The 19,044-nt window shown below is 72.6% G+C and carries 14 protein-coding genes and 1 riboswitch; of the genes, 3 read left to right on the forward strand and 11 right to left on the reverse strand.

The annotated features are described in order from the left end of the window. Positions 1 to 9 precede the first annotated feature (9 nt). From IEQ44_RS10400 to gatC, 9 genes are all read right to left on the reverse strand, one after another. A complete protein-coding gene (locus IEQ44_RS10400) occupies positions 10 to 852 on the reverse strand; it encodes an ECF transporter S component (protein ID WP_319804613.1) in 843 nt (280 codons plus the stop codon). After that, entirely contained in the window at positions 849 to 2,465 is a 1,617-nt protein-coding gene (locus IEQ44_RS10405; protein ID WP_193638402.1) for an ABC transporter ATP-binding protein, read from the reverse strand. The genes IEQ44_RS10400 and IEQ44_RS10405 overlap by 4 nt, the downstream gene beginning before the upstream one ends. Then, positions 2,462 to 3,607, reverse strand: a complete 1,146-nt coding sequence (locus IEQ44_RS10410; protein WP_193638403.1) for an energy-coupling factor transporter transmembrane component T — start codon at positions 3,605 to 3,607, stop codon at positions 2,462 to 2,464. Before IEQ44_RS10410 ends, IEQ44_RS10405 begins: the two co-directional genes overlap by 4 nt. Positions 3,608 to 3,619: 12 nt before the next feature. Further along, a complete protein-coding gene (locus IEQ44_RS10415) occupies positions 3,620 to 4,516 on the reverse strand; it encodes a hypothetical protein (protein WP_193638404.1) in 897 nt (298 codons plus the stop codon). Positions 4,517 to 4,518: 2 nt separating this feature from the next. Continuing rightward, on the reverse strand, positions 4,519 to 6,150 hold the full coding sequence (locus tag IEQ44_RS10420) for a prenyltransferase/squalene oxidase repeat-containing protein (protein WP_193638405.1): 1,632 nt from the start codon (positions 6,148 to 6,150) through the stop codon (positions 4,519 to 4,521). Between the two features lie 283 nt (positions 6,151 to 6,433). Then, the gene (locus IEQ44_RS10425) at positions 6,434 to 7,558 is read right to left on the reverse strand and encodes a hypothetical protein (protein ID WP_193638406.1); all 1,125 of its coding nucleotides are present in this window, start codon (positions 7,556 to 7,558) and stop codon (positions 6,434 to 6,436) included. Between the two features lie 90 nt (positions 7,559 to 7,648). Further along, a riboswitch (cobalamin riboswitch) is annotated at positions 7,649 to 7,721 on the reverse strand. A 149-nt stretch (positions 7,722 to 7,870) separates the two neighbouring features. Beyond that, positions 7,871 to 9,391 carry an Asp-tRNA(Asn)/Glu-tRNA(Gln) amidotransferase subunit GatB gene (gatB, locus tag IEQ44_RS10430; RefSeq protein WP_193638407.1) on the reverse strand — a complete coding sequence of 507 codons (1,521 nt, stop codon included), beginning with the start codon at positions 9,389 to 9,391 and terminating at the stop codon, positions 7,871 to 7,873. Then, positions 9,388 to 10,929, reverse strand: coding sequence for an Asp-tRNA(Asn)/Glu-tRNA(Gln) amidotransferase subunit GatA (gatA, locus tag IEQ44_RS10435; RefSeq protein ID WP_193638408.1), 1,542 nt, complete (start codon positions 10,927 to 10,929; stop codon positions 9,388 to 9,390). Before gatA ends, gatB begins: the two co-directional genes overlap by 4 nt. Continuing rightward, a complete protein-coding gene (gene gatC, locus IEQ44_RS10440; protein ID WP_193638409.1) occupies positions 10,926 to 11,225 on the reverse strand; it encodes an Asp-tRNA(Asn)/Glu-tRNA(Gln) amidotransferase subunit GatC in 300 nt (99 codons plus the stop codon). Before gatC ends, gatA begins: the two co-directional genes overlap by 4 nt. Before the next feature lie 188 nt (positions 11,226 to 11,413). Here gatC and IEQ44_RS10445 point away from each other — a divergent pair, with 188 nt between their 5' ends. From IEQ44_RS10445 to IEQ44_RS10455, 3 genes are read left to right on the forward strand one after another with little or no spacing between them, the layout of a single operon-like run. Further along, on the forward strand, positions 11,414 to 11,959 hold the full coding sequence (locus IEQ44_RS10445) for a SigE family RNA polymerase sigma factor (RefSeq protein WP_193638410.1): 546 nt from the start codon (positions 11,414 to 11,416) through the stop codon (positions 11,957 to 11,959). 51 nt (positions 11,960 to 12,010) lie between these two features. Continuing rightward, positions 12,011 to 13,228, forward strand: coding sequence for a hypothetical protein (locus tag IEQ44_RS10450; RefSeq protein ID WP_193638411.1), 1,218 nt, complete (start codon positions 12,011 to 12,013; stop codon positions 13,226 to 13,228). 32 nt (positions 13,229 to 13,260) lie between these two features. Continuing rightward, positions 13,261 to 14,193: an SGNH/GDSL hydrolase family protein gene (locus IEQ44_RS10455; protein WP_193638412.1), complete on the forward strand. Its 933-nt coding sequence runs from the start codon at positions 13,261 to 13,263 to the stop codon at positions 14,191 to 14,193. Between the two features lie 28 nt (positions 14,194 to 14,221). On the opposite strand, the gene ligA is transcribed toward IEQ44_RS10455, so the two are convergent. Continuing rightward, the gene (gene ligA, locus IEQ44_RS10460) at positions 14,222 to 16,333 is read right to left on the reverse strand and encodes an NAD-dependent DNA ligase LigA (protein ID WP_227487284.1); all 2,112 of its coding nucleotides are present in this window, start codon (positions 16,331 to 16,333) and stop codon (positions 14,222 to 14,224) included. A gap of 75 nt (positions 16,334 to 16,408) precedes the next feature. Then, positions 16,409 to 19,003, reverse strand: coding sequence for a SpoIIE family protein phosphatase (locus tag IEQ44_RS10465; protein WP_227487285.1), 2,595 nt, complete (start codon positions 19,001 to 19,003; stop codon positions 16,409 to 16,411). Between the last annotated feature and the right edge of the window lie 41 nt (positions 19,004 to 19,044).

The raw sequence follows: 19,044 nt of genomic DNA on the forward strand, positions 1-19,044 counted from the left end.
CCGGGCGGCTCAGGGCGTAGGTGCCGGGACCCGGACCACGGTGGCCCGCCGCGCGGCGCGACGCAGCGTCGACAGCACGGCCGGACCGACGACGGCGATCGCCAGCCCGTTGGTCACCGCACGCCCGGTGTCCCACCCGCCGGTCGAGGTGACGAGCGTGTAGACCACGAAGCGGCGGAGGTTCTCCGCGAGCGGTGCGCCGGCGACGTAGGACAGCTCGGTCGCCTCGCGGCCGGGCACCTCGATGCCGAGGGCGAGGGGCCAGCCCCACAGGTTCATCAACGCCCCGTAGGCGTAGGCCGCGACCATCCCGTAGACCACGAGCATCGCGATCTCGCGCCGCCCTCGAGGGCGGCGCGGCAGCAACCCGGCGCCCATCCCGACCCAGCCGGCGACCAGCATCTGGAAGGGCAGCCAGGGTCCCACGCCAGCGGTGAAGAGGGCGGAGACGAAGAGGGAGGTGCAGCCGAGCACGAACCCGAAGGCGGGCCCGAAGACCCGACCGGCCAGCACCATGAGGAAGAAGATCAGCTCGATGCCGGCGACCCCGGCCCCCAGCCCCCGCAACACTCCGTTGATCGCCGAGAGCAGGCCCAGGATCGCGAGCATCCTGGCATCCATGCCGCCCTCGGTCATCTCCGCCAGCACCATCACCAGCAGCAGCGGCATGAGGGCGATGAAGAGGAAGGGCGGGTCGACGCGGGTGCCGCCCTCGACCTCCAGCAGCAGCGGCCAGCCCAGCATCATCAGCCCGACCACCGAGACCAGCACGAGCACCAGTGCGGAGCGCGGCCCGATGCGCAGCCGGGCGTCCGCCCCCGTGACCGACTCCGAGGTCGACGTGGCGCTCACGCCCCCACCGCCTCGAGGGCGCGGGTGACCTCGCAGACCTTCAGCCACGGCGCACCGAGCACCTTGGTGACCTGGGGCGCGAACGACGGCGACTGCGCCACCACCTCGCGGGTGGGGCCGTCGGAGACGACCTCACCGTCGGCCAGCACCACGACCCGGTCGCAGGTCAGCGCGACGAACTCGACGTCGTGGGTCGCCACCATCACCGCGTGTCCCTCGGCGGCGAGGTCGCGCAGGATGCGTGAGAGCGCCTCCTTGCCGGGGTAGTCGAGCCCGCGGGTGGGTTCGTCGAGCAGCAGCACCTCGGGGCGGGTGGTGAGCACGACGGCCACCGCGAGCGCCAGCTTCTGGCCCTCGGAGAGGTCGCGGGGGTGGGTCTCGGGGGTGATGCCCGGGGCGAGTCGGTCGAGCAGCCCGCGGCAGGTGCCGCGCTCCCCCGCCGCGGCGTCGGCGGCCTCGCACTCCTGGGCGACGGTCTCCAGGTAGAGCAGGTCGGCGGCGGTCTGCGGCACCATGCCGGTCAGGCGTCGCCGTTCGTCGGCGGGCAACGCGTGGGGATCGCGGCCGGCGTGGTCGACGATGCCGGCGCTGCGCCCGAGCCGGCCCTGCAGCGCCCACAGCAGGGTCGACTTGCCGGCGCCGTTGCGGCCCATGAGCGCGGTGACCTGCCCCCGGTGCAGCGCCACGTCGACCCCGTCGAGCACGGGCACCTGGCCGTGCGCCACCCGGAGCCGGCGTGCGGCGAGCACCGGGGCGCCCACCGGGGCCTGGGCGTCGACAGGCGTGGTGGCGACGTGGGTCAGGGCGTCGCGCAGGGGCGTACGCAGCGAGGCCGCGCGGCGGCGCGCCTCGCGCACCGTCAGGGGCAGGGGGCTCCAGCCGGCGGCGCGGCCCAGGTCGACCAACGGTGGCGCGATCGGTGAACGCTCCAGCACGACCTGCGGCACGTCGACCTCGACGCTGCCGTCGCCGCGCAGCAGCACCATGCGGTCGGCGAAGGGCACCACGCGCTCGATGCGGTGCTCGGCGACCAGCACCGAGACACCCAGGTCGTGCACGAGGCGGGTGAGTGTGGCGAGCACGTCCTCGGCGGCGGTCGGGTCGAGCGCGGAGGTGGGTTCGTCGAGCACCAGCAGCCGCGGGTGCATGGTGAGCACCGACCCGATGGCGACGCGTTGCTGCTCGCCGCCGGAGAGGGTGCGCAGGTCGCGGTGGCGCAGGTCGGCGATGCCGAGCAGGTCGAGGGTGTCCTCGACGCGCCGACGCATGGTGGCCGGCGGCAGGCCGAGCTGCTCCATCGCGTAGGCCAGCTCCTCCTCGACGGTGTCGGTGACGAACCAGGCGGCGGGGTTCTGGCCGACGAAGCCGACGCGTCCGGCGCGCTCGCGGGCGGGCTGGTGGAGGATGCTCTCGCCCTCCCAGGTGACGTCACCGCGCAGGGTGCCGCCGGTGTAGGTGGGCACCAGACCCGTGACGACGCCGAGCAGCGTCGACTTGCCCGACCCGGTGGGGCCCGCGAGCAGGACGAACTCGCCCTCCTCGACCTCGAGGTCGACGCCGGTGAGCACCCGGCGACCTTCGTAGCCGAACGTGATGTCGTGCAGGGCGATCACGGAGTGCCTCCCACGGTGGTCGGACGGTTGGCCCGGGTCGGGGCGGGGGGCGCCGCGACGAGCGGCACCAGCGCGAGCAGGGGGGCCACCAGGGCGGTGAGGGTGACGGTGGGCGCGTCGAGCACGCCGGGGTGCGCGACCACCAAGTGGTCGCGGCCGACCCACCACAGGCCCAGTGCGGCCGCCAGTCCGCCGGCCGCGACGGCGACCTCGGGCGGCTGCCACCGGTCGGCCCGGTAGCGCGTGCGGCGCACCCGACGCCCGGCGCTGGCCATCCCGCCGACGGCGCAGGCGGCGCCCACCAGCAGCATCGGCAGGCCCAGCCAGGTCGGGGTGGAGCGGTCGAGGAAGCCGTAGACGCCCACGCAGGTGCCGAGCAGGGCCGCCACCATCCAGGCGCCGGTCACGCGGCGGGCGCGCGGGTCGAGGTCGCCCGAGCGACCGTAGCCCCGGGCGTCCATGCCGGCGGCGAGGCTCAGCGAGCGGTCGAAGGCGTCCTCGAGCACCGGCACCAGCAACCGTCGCAGGCCCTTGATGCGGCCGGTGTGTCCGCCGCGCAGCTCCTGGGCGTGCTTGACGCGGCGGGCGCTGTCGACGAGCTGGGGCAGCACCGAGACCGCGACCACGAGGGCGCTGCCGATCTCGTAGAGGGCCGGTGGCAGGGTCTTGAGCAGTCGTTTGGGGTTGGCCAGGGCGTTGGCCGCCCCGAAGGCCAGCAGGATGCAGGCGAGCTGCAGTCCGTCGTAGAGCCCGGCGAGCAGCTGCTCGAGCGTGACGGGGCCCAGGAGCTGGATGCCGGCGGCGAAGTCGGGCAGCTCGACGGCGGGCAGCCGCACCAGCACGGTGCCCACGTCGCTGCCCCCGAGCAGGATCCGGAAGACGACCCGGACCACGACGGTGATCAGCGCCAGCCACAGGTAGAGCCGGAAGGAGCGCGCCCACGCGCCGTCGCCGCGACAACCGAGGACGACCAGCCAGGTCACCGCCACCAGGAGCAGCAGCAGCCACGGGTTGGTGGTCATCGAGGCCGCCGCCGCGACGCCGGCGGCCCACGCCCACCACGCCACCGGGTGCAGCTCACGGGGGAACCGCACCCGGCGGGTGGAGAGGCTGGGCTCGGCGGCGGTCGCGGCGACGGTCATGACACGTCTGCCTCAGGCCTGTCGACGGCGACGGAGGACGACCACGGCCCCGGTCGCCGCCAGGACGACGAGGACCACGGGCACGGCCCAGCCGGGCAGACCGTCGGGGGTCTGCGCGGCCGCAGGAGCAGCGTCGTCGGGGCCGAGGGTGATCTCACCCGCGGCCGGCAGGTCGGGGTCGACCTCGACGCTCTCCCCCGGGGTCGGGACCTCGGTCGAGCGTGGCTCCGGGGTCACGCTGGGCGATGTCTCGCCGCCTTCCGGCTCGGTGGCGGAGGCACCCGGCTCCGACGGATCGGGCGCGGTCGTGTCGCCCGTCCCAGGAGCGGGCGGGCCCGTGCCGGGTGCCGGCTTCGGCCGGGGCTTCGACTTCCGCGTCGGTTCGGGCTTCGGTGAGGAGCCCGACGGTGGGGTGGCACTGCGGGCGACGGGCACGGTGGCCGGCGGTTCGGCCTTGCCACTGCCCTCGTGCCAGGCCATCGCCAGGTATCCCCCGTCGGGCACCCGCAGGGAGTCGACGCCACGGGAGGAGTAGACCCAGGCCCCACCCTCACCGTCGGCCCACCAGATGCTCCAGTAACGGTCGGGCGGCGCGGCCTCGACGCACGGGTCGTCGGCCGGGAGCCCGCTGACCCGGCAGACGAAGCCCGGCGACTTCGAGGCCATCGTCAACGGATATCCGGCGTCGTCGAGGATCGCGCGGGCCCGCTGCCCCTCGGTGTCGGAGTCGCACCCTGCAGTCAGGCCGCCGCCGAGCTCGGCGAAGTCGACGACCACGGTGACGCCGGCGTCACCGCTGCACACCGCCGCAAGAGCGGGCGGGGCCACGGCGAGGCCGAGGCCCGCCGCGGCGCCCACGAGGAGCACCGCGACGGACCGGGCGAGTCGGCGTCGAAGCGTCGGGCACACCTTCAGCGCACCCGCACCTTCGCGACGCCGGTGCGGGTGGCGTACTGGCCCCTGACCTTGACCGCGGCGAGACCGCGCGCCTTGCCGACCTTGACCCTGCGCACGAAGACGCCCTTGCGGTTGGCCTTGCCCTGGGCGACCTTCTTGCCGCGCACCTTGACGGTGACCCTCTCGCCGGCTGCGAGACCACGGACGGTGACCTTCACCCGGGCGTTGCGCTTGACCTGCTTCTTCGCGACGCGGACCTTGAGCTTCTTCTTGCCCAGCACGGTGAGACCACCGGCCTGCTGGACCTTGGTCGTGGCCGTGAGCAGTGTGGGCCGCGAGGTGCCTGCCTTCACCGGCACCGACACGCGGAGCACGTCGCCGGAGCCGATCAGCTGACGGGTCGCGCCGAGTCCGGTGAGGCACGCTCGCTCGCCGGGGGCGATGCCGTCAACGGTCACGGTGACCTTCGTGCCGGCCTTGGCGAAGCGCGGCAGGCGGAGGCTCGCGCCCTCAGCCCTCGTGGAGGCGGGAGCGTACGCGAGGGCCGGCAGCGCCTGGACGTCGGCGATGACCCACTGCGACCGGTCGAGCGGGTCGGAGATGCCGTAGGTGGCACCGTCGTTCCATCCCTGCTCGTCGTAGGCGACAGCGCCCTGCTCACCCTTGAGCGGGCCGGGCGCGCAGGCGTCGACGACCTGCAGAGCGCGCAACCACGTCGCTGCCTTCGCCGCCTGGGCGTCGCGACCCAGCGTGGCCAGCGCCCAGCCGCCGAGGCCGGTGGTGTTGGAGTTCGCGCCGTTCTGGGGGTCACCGAAGGAGCCGTCGGCCTGCTGCTGGGAGACGAGCCACGTGGCTGCCCGGTCGAGGGCGGAGCGCACCGCCGGGTCGGAACCGGCGAGCGAGGCCAGCTGGAGGGCGACCAGGGCCGTCGTGTCCGCGCTCTGCTCCGGCGACACGGCCGGGGAGGCCGCGTCGCAGGACTGGGCTGCGGCGTCCTTGTCGGCGTTGAAGTAGAGGCGGAAGAACCCTGCGTCGCACTGCTGGGCGAGCAGGAAGTCGGTGACCTCGTCGGCGAGTGGGCTGCCCGCGGCCGTGAGCGCGCCCGCGGCGAAGGCCTGGCCAATACTGTTGGCGTAGTCGCCCCACGCCGACAGGTCCTCGAGGCGGCCGGTCGACGCACCGGTGGTGATGACCCGGTCCTCGACGCGGCCGAGGAGGTCGATGCCGCCGAAGGAAGCGGTGTCACGGCCCTGCGAGACGGCCAGTGCCAACGCCTTGGCGGCGGAACCCGAGTAGACCTCGCCGCCGGAACCCGTGTAGGTCTCGACCCCACCGGCGACGGCGTCAGTGATCTCCGCAACGGCCGCGTCATGGCCGCCGACGGCGTCCAGGGCGAGCGCGAGGTCGACCGAGGTGCCGTAGGACGGACCGGAGAAGGTCTCCCCCTCCCACTCCGAAGCGGTCTCGATCAAGCCGTTCTTGAGGTTGCCGACCAACCATCCGGAGGCGAGCTCGGCCGGAACCGGGTCTGCGGGGGGTGTCGCCTGGGCCGGGGTCGCGTGGGCCGGGCCCTGGACGGTGGTGAGAACGAGGGCCGTGCTGGCCACGAGGGCCACGAGCCGGCCGGAGCGCGCGATGCGCAACATGTGCTTCCTTCCCGCTGCTGAGCGGGACCACTCCGGCACGGAGTCGAACCCGCTGCTTTCCACGACAGCGCTTCGTGTTCGTACGCGTCGTCATGGGCATTCCGGCTCGCACGGATCACTCCGTGCCTACGGTTGCGGGTCAGCGCCGGACTCGGACCGGCTTTCCCTATGACGGGCGTGTAGAGGTGAGGCGGCGGTTGCCGCGACAGCCCGCACTCTACTCCCGCGTCGCGGAAACCCACTATCACGTCCGGGTGTGGCCTCGCCCACCGCCCGGAGACGCTCAGCCCTGTCCGGTGACGGTCAACGCCTGCGCGAGGGCCGGGAACGCCTGCACAGCGGCGAGCACCCACTGCGAGCGGTCGAGCGGGTCGGTGATGCCGTAGCGGCGTCCGTCCTCGAGACCCAGGGTGTCGTAGGCGATCGCGCCGACCTCGTCGGCGAGCTCGCCCTCCTCCTCCTCCCCGATCTGCCGGGCGGCGAGCCAGGCGGCGGCGCGGTCCGCCGCCTCGTCCTCCCCGAGCACGCGAAGCGCCCAACCGGCCAGGCCGACGGTGTTGGCGTTGGTGCCGTTCTGCGGGTCGGAGAAGGTGCCGTCGTCTGCCTGCTGCTCGAGCAGCCACTCCCCTGCGGCGTCGAGCGCCTCACCGACGCCCTCGTGCTGGTCGGCCACCGGGGCCAGCTGGAGCACCACCAGCGCCGTCACGTCGGGGGCCTGCTCGGCGTCGACGTCGGCGCCGTCGCAGCTCTGGTCCTTGGCCTTCGGCTTGGAGAGGTCGAGGCGAAAGAAGCCCTCCTCGCACTGCTGGGCCAGCAGGAACTCAGTGGCGGCGTCGGCCTTCTCGCTGCCGACGCGGGTCAGGGCACCCGCCGCGTACGCCTGCCCGAGGGTGTTGGCGTAGTCGCCGTACTGCGAGGCGTCGCTGATCCGGCCGGCAGCGGGTCCGCGGGAGGTGACCGTGCCCTCGACGCGGGCCTGGAGGTCCTCACCACCGAAGTCACGGGCGTCGCGGCCCTGCTCGGCGACCAGGGCGAGGGCCTTGGCCGACGGCCCGGCGTAGACCTCGCCGTCGGTGCCCACGTAGGTGGCCAGGTCGTCGGCCAGCGCGTCGGTGATCTCCTCGACCCGCTCCGGGGCGTGGTCGAGGGCGTTGAGCGCCAGCGCGAGGTCGACGCTGCTGCCGTGGTCGACGAAGGTGTTGGTCTTGCCCTCGTAGGAGGTCGTGATCTCCAGCAGCCCGGCGTCGGTCAGGTTGCCGAGCGTCCAGTCGGCGGCGGCCTCGGCAGCCGAGTTGTCGGCGCCCCTGGTTCCGCGGTCGTCGTTGCCGGTGTCGGTGTCACTTCCGCACCCTCCCAGGAGGAGGGCTCCGGCGGCGATGGCCGCGACGGCATGCAGACGACGGTTCATGTGGGTTCCTTCCCGCTGCTCGCGGGACGCCGCCCTGTGGGAGCGCACCCGCCGTGTTCCTCGACAGCGAATGTTCGGACGCTGCACGTCGGGTGTTCCGGCTCGCACGGAGTGCTCCGTGCCTACGGTTGCGGGTCAGCGCCGGACTCGGACCGGCTTCCCCCGACGGTGCGCGTGGGTGCGGCTCGGCGGTCGCCGAGCCACGACGACTCTAGCTGCGGCCACCCTCCCCAACGGCAACTGCCGAGTTGATGGGATCGACACCGGAGTGTCGCCGCATCAACTCGGCAATTGAGGGTCGGGCGGGGAGGGTCAGGAGAGCTTCTCGAGGATCAGCTCGCGCACACGGGCGGCGTCGGCCTGGCCCTTCATCTCCTTCATGACCGCGCCGATGAGGGCGCCGGCAGCGGCGACCTTGCCGTCACGGATCTTGTCGGCCACGCCGGGGTTGGCCGCGATGGCCGTGTCGACGGCGGCCGAGAGCGCACCGTCGTCGGAGACCACGGCGAGGCCGCGCTTCTCCACGACCTCCTCCGGGGTGCCCTCGCCGGCGAGGACGCCCTCGATCACCTGGCGGGCCAGCTTGTCGTTGATCGTCTTCGCGTCGACCAGCGCCTGGATCTTCGCGACCTGGGCGGGCGTGATGCCGAGCTCGGAGATCTCCACACCGCTCTCGTTGGAGCGACGCGCCATCTCGCCGAGCCACCACTTGCGCGCGGCCTGCGGGGCGCAGCCCTCGGCGACGGTCTCCTCGACCAGGCCGAACGCGCCGGCGCCGATGGTGTCGCGCATCTCCAGGTCGGTGAAGCCCCACTCCTTCTGCAGCCGGGCCCGCTTGACGGTCGGGTTCTCCGGCAGGGTGCCGCGCAGCTCCTCGACCCACTCGCGCGAGGGGGCGACGGGCACGAGGTCCGGCTCGGGGAAGTAGCGGTAGTCGTCGGCGTCGGACTTCGGACGGCCCGCGGTGGTCACGCCGGTGTCCTCGTGCCAGTGGCGGGTCTCCTGCAGGATCGAGCCGCCGCCGGAGAGGATCGCGGCGTGCCGCTGGATCTCGTAGCGCACCGCCCGCTCGACCGAGCGCAGCGAGTTGACGTTCTTGGTCTCGGTGCGGGTGCCGAGCTTCTCGGTGCCCTTGGGCGCGAGCGAGAGGTTGACGTCGGCGCGGATCGAGCCCTGGTCCATGCGCGCGTCGGAGACGCCGAGAGCGACGATCAGGTCACGCAGCTGCGCGACGTACGCCCGGGCGACAGCAGGTGCCTTGGCGCCCGCGCCGACGATGGGCTTGGTGACGATCTCGATCAGGGGGATGCCGGCGCGGTTGTAATCGACCAGCGAGTAGTCGGCGCCGTGGATGCGGCCGGTGGAGCCGCCGACGTGCAGCGACTTGCCGGTGTCCTCCTCCATGTGGGCGCGCTCGATCTCCACGCGGAAGACCTCGGGCTCGCCGTCGTCGCCCTCGATGGTGACATCCATGAAGCCCTCGAAGGCGATGGGCTCGTCGTACTGCGAGGTCTGGAAGTTCTTCGGCATGTCCGGGTAGAAGTAGTTCTTCCGGGCAAAGCGGCACCACTCGGCGATCTCGCAGTTGAGCGCGAGGCCGATGCGGATGGCCGACTCGACGGCCTTGCCGTTGACGACCGGCATGGCGCCGGGCAGTCCCAGGCAGGTCGGGCAGACCTGGGTGTTGGGCTCGGCGCCGAACTCGGTCGGGCAGCCGCAGAACATCTTCGTGTTCGTGTTGAGCTCGACGTGGACCTCCAGGCCCAGCGCCGGGTCGAAGGCGTCGAGGGCGGCGTCGAGACCCATCAGCTTCTCGCTCGTGGTGGCGCTCATGCCTGCACCCCTTCCAGCTCGGGGGCGCGGTCGAGCAACGGACCGCCCCAGTTCTTCTCCAGCAGGGTCTCCAGGGCGGCGCCGACGCGGTAGAGCCGGTCGTCGCCCTCGATCGGCGCGAGCACCTGGAAGCCCGAGGGCAGCCCGTCCTCGTCGGCCAGCCCGTTGGGCAGGGAGATGCCGGGCACGCCGGCCAGGTTGGCCGGGATGGTGGCGAGGTCGTTGAGGTACATCGCGATCGGGTCGTCGAGCTTCTCGCCCAGCTTGAAGGCGGTGGTCGGCGCGGTCGGGCTGACCAGCACGTCGACCTGCTCGAAGGCGGCCGCGAAGTCCTGCGTGATGAGCGTGCGCACCTTCTGCGCCTGCCCGTAGTAGGCGTCGTAGTAGCCGCTGGAGAGGGCGTACGTGCCCAGGATGATGCGGCGCTTCACCTCGTCGCCGAAGCCGGCGTCGCGACTGGCGCGCATGACGTCTTCAGCGCTCGGGTCGCCCTCGGGGGTGACCCGCAGGCCGTAACGCATCGCGTCGAACTTGGCGAGGTTGGAGGACGCCTCGCTCGGCATCAGCAGGTAGTAGGTGGCCAGCGCGTGCACGAAGCTCGGGCAGGAGACCTCGACCACCTCGGCGCCGGCGGAGCGCAGCAGCTCCAGCGACTCCTCGAAGCGGGCCTGGACGCCGGGCTGGTAGCCCTCACCCTGGAGCTCGGTGATGACGCCGACCTTGAGGCCCCTCAGGTCACCGGTGGCGCCGGCGCGGGCGGCGTCGGCGAGCGCGCCGACCGGCTTGTCGATGGAGGTGGAGTCGAGGGGGTCGTGGCCGCCGATGAGCTCGTGGAGCAGCGCGGAGTCCAGCACGGTGCGGGTGACCGGGCCGACCTGGTCGAGCGAGTTGGCCATCGCGACGAGCCCGTAGCGCGAGACTCCGCCGTAGGTCGGCTTCACGCCGACCGACCCGGTGACGGCCGCGGGCTGGCGGATCGAGCCACCGGTGTCGGTGCCGATGGCCAGCGGCGCCTCGAAGGCGGCGACGGCGGCGGCGGAGCCACCCCCGGAGCCGCCGGGGATGCGGGTCCGGTCCCACGGGTTGCGGGTGGGGCCGTAGGCGGAGTGCTCGGTGGAGGAGCCCATCGCGAACTCGTCCATGTTGGTCTTGCCGAGGATCGGCAGGCCGGCGTCCTTCAGCTTGCGCACGACGGTCGCGTCGTAGGGCGGGATCCAGCCCTCGAGGATCTTGGAGCCGACGGTGGTGGGCACGCCCTCGGTGGCCAGCACGTCCTTGACGGCGATCGGTACGCCGTCGAGGTAGGAGGCGGGGTTGCCGGCGGCACGGCGCTCGTCGGAGGCCTTCGCCTGGGCGAGCGCGCCCTCGGCGTCGACGTGGAGGAAGGCATGGATGCCGGCCTCGTCGCTGCCGTCGGTCGGGCCGTCGACGGCGGCGATGCGGTCGAGGTGGGCCTGGGTCAGCTCGACGCTGGTGACCTCACCGGCGGCCAGGGCCTGCGCCAGCTCGTCGGCGCTCTTGCGGGTCCAGTCGGTCACTGCTCGTCTCCCAGGATGCGCGGAACCATGAATCGCTGCTGCTCGCTCGCCGGGGCCGCCGCGAGCGCCTGCTCGGCGGTGAGGCCGGGGGTGACGACGTCGTCGCGGAAGACGTTGGTCAGCGGCAGCGGGTGGGACGTCGGCGGCACGTCGGCGCTGACGACCTCGCTCAGCGACGCGACCGACTCGAGGATCACGTTGAGCTGGGGAGCCAGGTGGTCGAGCTCGGCGTCGGACAGGTCGATCCGGGCGAGGTTCGCCAGGTGGGCGACCTCGTCCCTGGTGATCTCGGGCATGCAGCCGTCCTTCAGGGTTGTCGGTACGGGCGTGATTCTAGGTGGACGGACCGACGAAGCTCCTACCCACCGGCGCGTGGACGGACGAGGATCGCTCTCGACGTCCTGCACCCGATACGTCCGGCGGCCCCAACCGATTCCGTCGCCACCGCATCCAAGAGGGTGTGACCACATTTCTGGGAGGTTCGATGGGACGCACACGCACGGGGCCACCCGCTGACGACGACTTCGCCGACTTCGTGCATGCGCGGTGGCCGGCGCTCTACCGCAGCGCGGTGATGCTGGTCGGTGACCGTCACCTGGCCGAGGACCTCGTCCAGAGCGCGCTCGCGAGCACGTACGCGAACTGGGGCCGCATCGAACGCACGGACTCTGCCCCGGGCTACGCACGACGCACGCTCCACAACGAGGCCTTCACCTGGATGCGGCGGCGTGGATGGCGCAACGAGGTGCCGACCGAGGAGCTGCCCGAGAGCTCACCCGAGCATCGGGCCACCAGAGCCGTCGACGACGACCCGAGCGTGCGTCCGACCGTGCTCGCGGCGCTCCGGCAGCTTCCGCCGCGCCAACGCGCGGTCGTGGTCCTGCGCTACTACGACGACCTGAGCGTCGCCGAGACCGCCAGCATCCTCGGCGTCACGACCGGCACCGTGAAGAGCCAGTGCTCCGAGGCCCTGGGCCGACTCGGGGTCCTGCTCGGCAGCGACGAGATGGGTGCGCTCCGTGCGCTCTGACCGTTCGCCCCACCCGCGCCTCCCACTTCCCGCTCCTGACAGGAGAACCCGATGAACACCACACCCCATGACCTGTTGACGCGCGCTGCGGACGAGGTCGACGTGCCCGTCCCCGACACCTCGGCCATCCTGCGGGCGGGGCGCCGCCAGCACCGTCGGAACACCCTGCGCCGCGTGACGCCCGCGGTCGGTCTCGTGGCAGCTTCCGCGGTCGCCGCCGCGGTGCTGATCCCGCAGTCGCCCGACGAGCTCGGCGCGCCCGAGGGGGTACGAGTCACCGAGGTCGCCCCCGCCGCCTTCTCCGCCGCCGAGACCCGGGAGGTGACCCGCGCCTACGTCGAGACCGGGGCCTTCGCGATCGGGACCACGGTCTACCTCGGCGCCCGGGACACCCATCCGGTGGAGCTCGACGTGCCGGCCATCCGGGGGCTCCACCTGACCTCCGCCGGGGTCCTGGTGCGCCACGGCAAGGACCTCTCCATGGACGTGGCCAGCAGCTACTCGTTGGTGGGCACCGACGGGAGCGTCCGAGCGGTCGACCTCGCCCCCGGGGACGTGGCCGTCGGGACGGACGCGGGTCAGCCCTACTTCAGCTACGCCCGCAAGGCCGGCCAGGGGTGGGAGGTGGTCGTCCACGACCTGCGCTCCGGAGAGCTGACCGCCACCGTGACGGTCTCCGGTGACTTCACGTGGGGTGGCTGGGACGCGCCCCCGGTCTCGCTCTCCGGCGACGTGGTCTGGGTCGGTCTGGACGAGGAGACGGCGGCCTTCGACTGGCGCACGGGCGAGCGGGTGGAGAGCGCCCTGCCGGGCAGCCTCTACCCCGCGGTCAAGGGGGGCCGTCAGGTGTTCGAGACGACCAACAAGAGGTACGAGACCACGGGGTTCGAGGTGAAGGACGCGCGCACCGGCGACGTGGTCCTCGACGTCCCCGTCACCGCGAAGAGGTCCACCCTGGGCCTCCTCTCCCCCGACGGCGAGGCGTTGATGATGGGCCCCTACCTCATGCACACCGAGGACGACCAGATCCGCGACACCCGAGGCATGCGGGTGATCGACGTCGCCTCCGGACGCAGCACGGACCTGCCGGCGTCTCCGGTCGGTGGGTACGGGTGGACGCCGGACGGCCACGTCTTCAGCGTCGACGGTCAGCAGGCGGTCGTGTGCGACCCGCTCGCCGGGGAGTGCACCACCACCGAGCTCTCCCTCGGCGTCTCACCCGGCGACCTCGGGACGCTGCGGCTGGGCGGTCTTGTCACCGACTCCTGACCGGCGGGGGCGGGTCGACGTACCCTGCGGAGGTGACGACACGTGGATCGATGACCCGCCGCCCGCGCATCGGCCGGACCCTGGCCACCTGGGGCGCCGCCCTGGCCCTGGTCGCGACCGCTGCCTGCTCAGCCGGCGACGGTGAGGGCGACGCGGCCGACGCCGCGCCTGAACCGCCTGCCAGCTACGTGGCGCTGGGCGACTCGTTCACCGCGGCGCCGTTCGTGCCCAACTTGGTCGAGGCCGACGGCTGCTACCGCTCGACGGCCAACTACCCGGCGCTGGTCGCGACCGAGCTGGGGGTGGCCGACTTCACCGACGTGAGCTGCTCCGCGGCCGACACCACCCACATGGCGTCGCCGCAACGCACGGCCACGGGAGGTCGGGCACCCGCCCAGTTCGAGGCGCTCACCGAGGAGACCGAGCTGGTCACGCTCGGCATCGGCGGCAACGACTTCAACGTCTTCGGCACGTTGGTGGAGGAGTGCCCCGCCGTGCGCCCGAGGGCTCCGCGTGGTGCACCGTGCCGCACCCAGCTGAACCGCAGGTCGGGCGACGGTGACCCGCTGTTGTCCAGCCTCGAGCGCACCGAGCGTCGGGTGCAGCGGGTGGTGGAGCAGATCCGAGAGCGCAGCCCGCAGGCCCGGGTGCTGGTCGTCAACTATCCGCACATCGTGCCGGCGGAGGGCACCTGCGCCGCGTTGCCCCTGGCGCGCGGGGACTATGCGTACGCCCGTGAGGTCGCCACGCGCCTCGACGCGGCGCTGCGCTCGGTGGTCGAGGCCACCGACGCGGAGCTGGTGGACCTGTGGGCAGCCAGCGAGGGCCACGACATCTGCTCCGACGACCCGTGGGTCAACGGGCGGCAGACCGACTTCTCGGCTGCGCTGGAGTATCACCCGTTCGCGGCGGGCCAGCGGGCCGCGGCCGACCTGGTGCTCGAGGTGCTGCGCGGGGAGGACTGACCTCGTCGCCCGGCCACGCCGGCCCACCTCAGCCGTCGAGGGCCTCCGGGCCACCAGCGAGCAGCCGCTCGAACTGCTCCTCGTCGAGCATCGGCACCCCGAGCTGCTCGGCCTTATCGGCCTTGGAGCCGGCGTTGTCGCCGACGACGACGTAATCGGTCTTCTTCGACACCGAGCCCGAGGCCTTGCCGCCGCGGCTGATGATCGCCTCCTTGACGGAGTCGCGGCTGTAGTTGACCAGCGACCCGGTGGCCACGACCGTCAGGCCGGCGAGCGTCTGCACGATCGACTCGTCGCGCTCGTCCTCCATGGTGACGCCGGCGGCCGCCCACTTGTCGACGATGCCGGTGTGCCACTCCCCCTCGGGGCCGTCGAACCACTCGCGCACCGACGCGGCGATGATCCCGCCGACGCCCTCCGTGGCGGCCAGCGCCTCCTCGTCAGCCTTCCGGATCGCGTCGAGCGAACCGAACTCGGTCGCCAGGGCCCGGGCGGCGGTGGGGCCCACGTGGCGGATCGAGAGCGCCACCAGCACCCGCCACAGCGGCACCTGCTTGCGGGTCTCGAGGTTGGCGAGCAGCTTGGCGCCGTTGGCGGTGAGCTGCGGGCCCTCCTCCCCCTTCTTCGGGGCGCGGGTGAAGAGGGTGGTGCGCAGGAGGTCGTCCTCGGAGAGGGAGAAGACGTCTCCCTCGTCGGTCAGCACCCCGGCGTCGAGCAGGGCGCGAGCGGCCTCGTAGCCCAGGCCCTCGATGTCGAAGGCGCCGCGCGAGCCGACGTGGAAGACCCGCTCCACCAGCTGGGCCGGGCAGGAGCGGTGGTTGGGGCAACGCCGGTCCTTGTCGCCGGCCTTCTGCTCCACCAGCTCGGTGCCGCAGGCCGGGCAGTGGGTGGGCGGCACCCACTCGGCGAGGCCCTCGGGTCGCAGCTCGGGCACGGCGCCGAGGATCTCGGGGATGACGTCGCCGGCCTTGCGCAGGATGACGGTGTCGCCGGGGCGTACGTCCTTGCGCTTGACCTCGTAGAAGTTGTGCAGGGTGGCCATCTCGACGGTGGAGCCGGCCACCTTGGTGGGCTCCATGCGGCCGAAGGGAGTGACGCGGCCGGTGCGGCCGGTGTTGACCTCGATGCCGAGCAGCTTGGCGTGCACCTCCTCGGGCGGGTATTTCCAGGCGATCGCCCACCGCGGTGCCCGGCTCGTGGAGCCGAGACGGCGCTGGAGGGAGACATCGTCGACCTTGACGACGACGCCGTCGATCTCGTGCTCGACCTCGTGGCGGCGCTCGCCGTAGTCGGTGATGAACGCCCGCACCGCGTCGAGGTCGTCGAGGACGCGCACGCGGTCGGAGGTCGGCAGGCCCCACGCCGCCAGGGCTGCGTAGGCCTGGGACTGGGTCTTCGGCTCGAAGCCTTCACGGGCGCCGATCCCGTGGCAGACCATGCCGAGTGCGCGGGTCGCGGTGACGCGGGGGTCCTTCTGGCGCAGCGACCCCGCGGCGGCGTTGCGCGGGTTGGCGAAGGCGGGCTTGCCGGCGTCGAGCATCGAGGAGTTGAGCCGTTCGAAGGCCTCCACCGGCAAGAAGACCTCGCCGCGCACCTCGACCCGCGCCGGCACGGGGAACTCGTCGGTGCCGGTGAGCCGGTGCGGGATGGAGTCGATGGTGCGGACGTTGGGGGTGACGTCCTCGCCGGTGCGACCGTCGCCGCGGGTGAGGGCACGCACGAGGCGACCGTCCTCGTACAACAGGTTGATGGCCAGGCCGTCGACCTTCAGCTCGCAGAGCAGGGCGGGCGGGGTGATGCCGTCGCGCAGGATGCGGTCGTACCAGCTCGTCAGCTCCTCGTCGCTGAACGCGTTGTCGAGCGACTCCATGCGCTGCAGGTGGTCGACGGAGGTGAAGAGCGTGGAGACCGCTCCCCCGACCTTCTGCGTCGGCGAGTCGGGGGTGCGCAGCTCCGGAAACTCCTCCTCCAGCGCCTCGAGCTCGCGCATGCGGGCGTCGAAGTCGGCGTCGGAGAGGGTCGGCCGGTCCTGCACGTAGTAACGGAAGCGGGCTTCCTCGACCTCCTCGGACAGGACCTGGTGGCGCTCGCGCGCCTCGGGCGTCGCCGCCTTCACCTCGTCACCACTCATGGGGTCCATCCTGCCTGCCTGCGCCGACCGTCCTGAGCAGCCATCCCCCACCGGTCGCTCAGCCACACCTGACGACCCGGTCGGTCAGGCCTCCACCGGACGCCTGAGTCGCAGGGCCACCAGGGCGACGTCGCCCTCGGGCCGCTCGGGCAGCATCCGGGCCAGGAGCTCGTCACTGAGGGTGTCGAGGTCGGCGCCGCTCGCGACGAGGTCGGCGAGGGTGCCACGCAGCTGCTCGATGCCGTCCTCGAGGTGCTGGCCCCGGCGCTCGACCAGGCCGTCGGAGTAGAGCAGCACTGTGGAGCCCACGGGCACGACCGCGACTGCCTCGCGGCGCTCGACGCCGAGGTCCATCCCGAGCAGCAGGTCGGGCTCGACACCCTCGAGCACCTCGGTGAGCACGCTGCCGTCCGCCTGCGGCACGGCGATGAGCGGCGGCGGGTGGCCCGCGTTGGACCAGCGCAAGCGTGCCGTGCCGGCCTCGCGCTCGTCAGGCGTCTGCTCCACCTGCGCCATGACGGCGGTGGCGGTGGTGTCGATCTGCAGGGTTGGCATCGCCGAGTCGACCCGCCCCAGCACCTCCGCAGGGCCTCCGCCGGTGGTGACGGCGATGCCTCGCAGCAGTGCGCGCAACTGGCCCATGGCGGCAGCGGCGACGGTGTCGTGGCCGACGACGTCACCGATGACGACGACCACGGAGCCGTCGGTCTGCAGAAAGGAGTCATACCAGTCGCCACCGACCTGGGCCACCTCGGCGGCGGGCTCGTAGCGGACCGCCACCTCCAGGTGCCCGGGGTCTGGGGGCGGGGTGAGCAGGCTGCGCTGCAGCCCCTCGGCCAGCTCGCGCTGCTCGGCGTACGAGCGGGCGTTGTCGAGCGCCAGCCCGGCGCGGGCGGCGATGTCCACCAGCGTGTTGAGCTCCTCAGGGGTGAACGGGGGCAGGTCGTGACCCCGGCCGACGGTGAGCGCGCCGACCGTGCGGCCGCGGCCCCGGACCGGCAGGAAGGCGACGGTCCGCGGCTCCAGCTCCAGGTAGCGCTCGCGCGCCTCGCCGGACCCCAGCGTCGCGGTGACCTGCTCGTAGGCACGGTCGGCCACGAGGACGGAGCTCTCCCCGGTGATGGCCCGGGCCAGGTAGGAGTCGTCGTTGAGCATCGGGATCCTCAGCTCGGCGTAGCGCTCCAGCGTGGAGCGCTGAGACTCGTCGACGTGCCACAGCCCGATGTCACGCACGTGGCGGCGCCAGTCCGGTTGGCTGAACGGCTCGACGTGGTCGACCAGCGTGACGATGCACCACTCCCCCAGCCGTGGCACGAGGAGCTGGGACAACCGACCGACGGCCTGGTAGGTGTCGAACGTCGCCGTCAGCGACGAGGTGACCTCGGCGAGCAGTGAGCCGCGCTCGGCGCTGCGAGCCAGCTCGTCCTGCGCGGCCCGGCGCTCGGTGATGTCGAGGAAGTAGACCGAGAGCCCCTCGGGGCTCGGCCAGGCGCGCACCTCGTACCACGCGTCCAGGGGCGGCGGGTAGTACGCCTCGAAGGCGACCGGCTCGTCGGACTCGACGGCCTGGCGGTAGCGCACCTCGAACTCACTGCCCACCGCCTGCGGGAAGAGCTCCCAGATCACGTGGCCGCCCAGGTCGCGGGAGACACCGGCCAGCAGCTGTTGCGCGTGGGCGTTGGCGTAGGTGAAGCGCCACTCCCGGTCGACGCTGAAGAACGCGCTGGGCATCGCCTCGAGCACGCGGGTCATGCGCGCCTCGCCCTCCTGCACCCGGGTGGTGTCCAGGACGGCGCCGACGAGCCGCTCGGGCTGCCCCGCCTCCCCGGGATAGACGGCCCCGCGGGCCAGCACCCAGCGCGTACGCCCCTCGGGCAGCACGACGCGGTACTCGAGGTCGAGCACGCCGCACTGCTCGACGATCTCGCCCAGGGCGCGGATGACGCGGTCGCGGTCCTCCGGGTGCACGAGGGCGTTGAAGGTCTCGATGCGGCCGTCGAAGCGCACTCGGTCCAGGCCGAAGAGCTCCAGGGTGCGGTCGTCCCAGCGCAGCTCGCCCGTGCGCAGGTCCCAGTCGTACGCCCCCACGCCGGCTGCCTCCACCGCCAGGCCCCACACCTGCCGGTCGGCGCCGTAGCTGGCCTCGACGGCGGCCAGCTCGAGCTCCGCGGTCACGGCCTCGCCGATCAGCTCCAGCAGGGTGACGTCCTGCTCGGTCCACGTGCGGACGTCGCGGTCGTAGGCGCACAGGGCTCCGACCAGGTGGCCACCGGCGCGCAGCGGGACCCCGGCGTAGGTGCCCACGGCACCACTCGTCACGGGCGGCAGGCCCGCCACCCGGCTGTCCAGGGCGGCGTCGGTCACCACCAGCGACGTGCCCTGGTTGACGGTCACCGTGCACAGCGAGTCCTCGGCCGGGGACTGCTTCAGCACCGCCTCCGCGGCCATGCCGGTGCCACCCACCACGGTCTGGACGTCCGAGATGATCGACACCTGGGACGAGCTCGTGCCCAACAGTCGAGCCGTCAGCTCGGTCAACCGGTCGAGTCGCGTGGTGTCGACGAGCTGGTCGGTCACCAACCGGGCGTGCGCGGACCTCAGGAACTCCGGGTCGTCACCGTGGGTGCTGCTAAGAGTCAAGCGGGCCGTGGGTCTGACCGGTTGGTCGTTGATCGTCAAGGACACTCCGTCTTCTGTGTGCGGGCGCCTTGGTCCACCCT

Source organism: Nocardioides malaquae, assembly GCF_015070385.1.
GTDB classification, from domain to species: Bacteria; Actinomycetota; Actinomycetes; order Propionibacteriales; family Nocardioidaceae; genus Nocardioides; species Nocardioides malaquae.

Bases quoted from the DNA above. Each gene is read 5' to 3' on its own strand.
- IEQ44_RS10410 (WP_193638403.1), bottom strand. From the start codon at position 3,607: ATGACCGTCGCCGCGACCGCCGCCGAGCCCAGCCTCTCCACCCGCCGG.
- IEQ44_RS10450 (WP_193638411.1), top strand. From the start codon at position 12,011: ATGAACACCACACCCCATGACCTGTTGACGCGCGCTGCGGACGAGGTC.
- IEQ44_RS10420 (WP_193638405.1), bottom strand. From the start codon at position 6,150: ATGTTGCGCATCGCGCGCTCCGGCCGGCTCGTGGCCCTCGTGGCCAGC.
- IEQ44_RS10425 (WP_193638406.1), bottom strand. From the start codon at position 7,558: ATGAACCGTCGTCTGCATGCCGTCGCGGCCATCGCCGCCGGAGCCCTC.
- ligA (WP_227487284.1), bottom strand. From the start codon at position 16,333: ATGGACCCCATGAGTGGTGACGAGGTGAAGGCGGCGACGCCCGAGGCG.
- gatC (WP_193638409.1), bottom strand. From the start codon at position 11,225: ATGCCCGAGATCACCAGGGACGAGGTCGCCCACCTGGCGAACCTCGCC.
- IEQ44_RS10445 (WP_193638410.1), top strand. From the start codon at position 11,414: ATGGGACGCACACGCACGGGGCCACCCGCTGACGACGACTTCGCCGAC.
- gatB (WP_193638407.1), bottom strand. From the start codon at position 9,391: ATGAGCGCCACCACGAGCGAGAAGCTGATGGGTCTCGACGCCGCCCTC.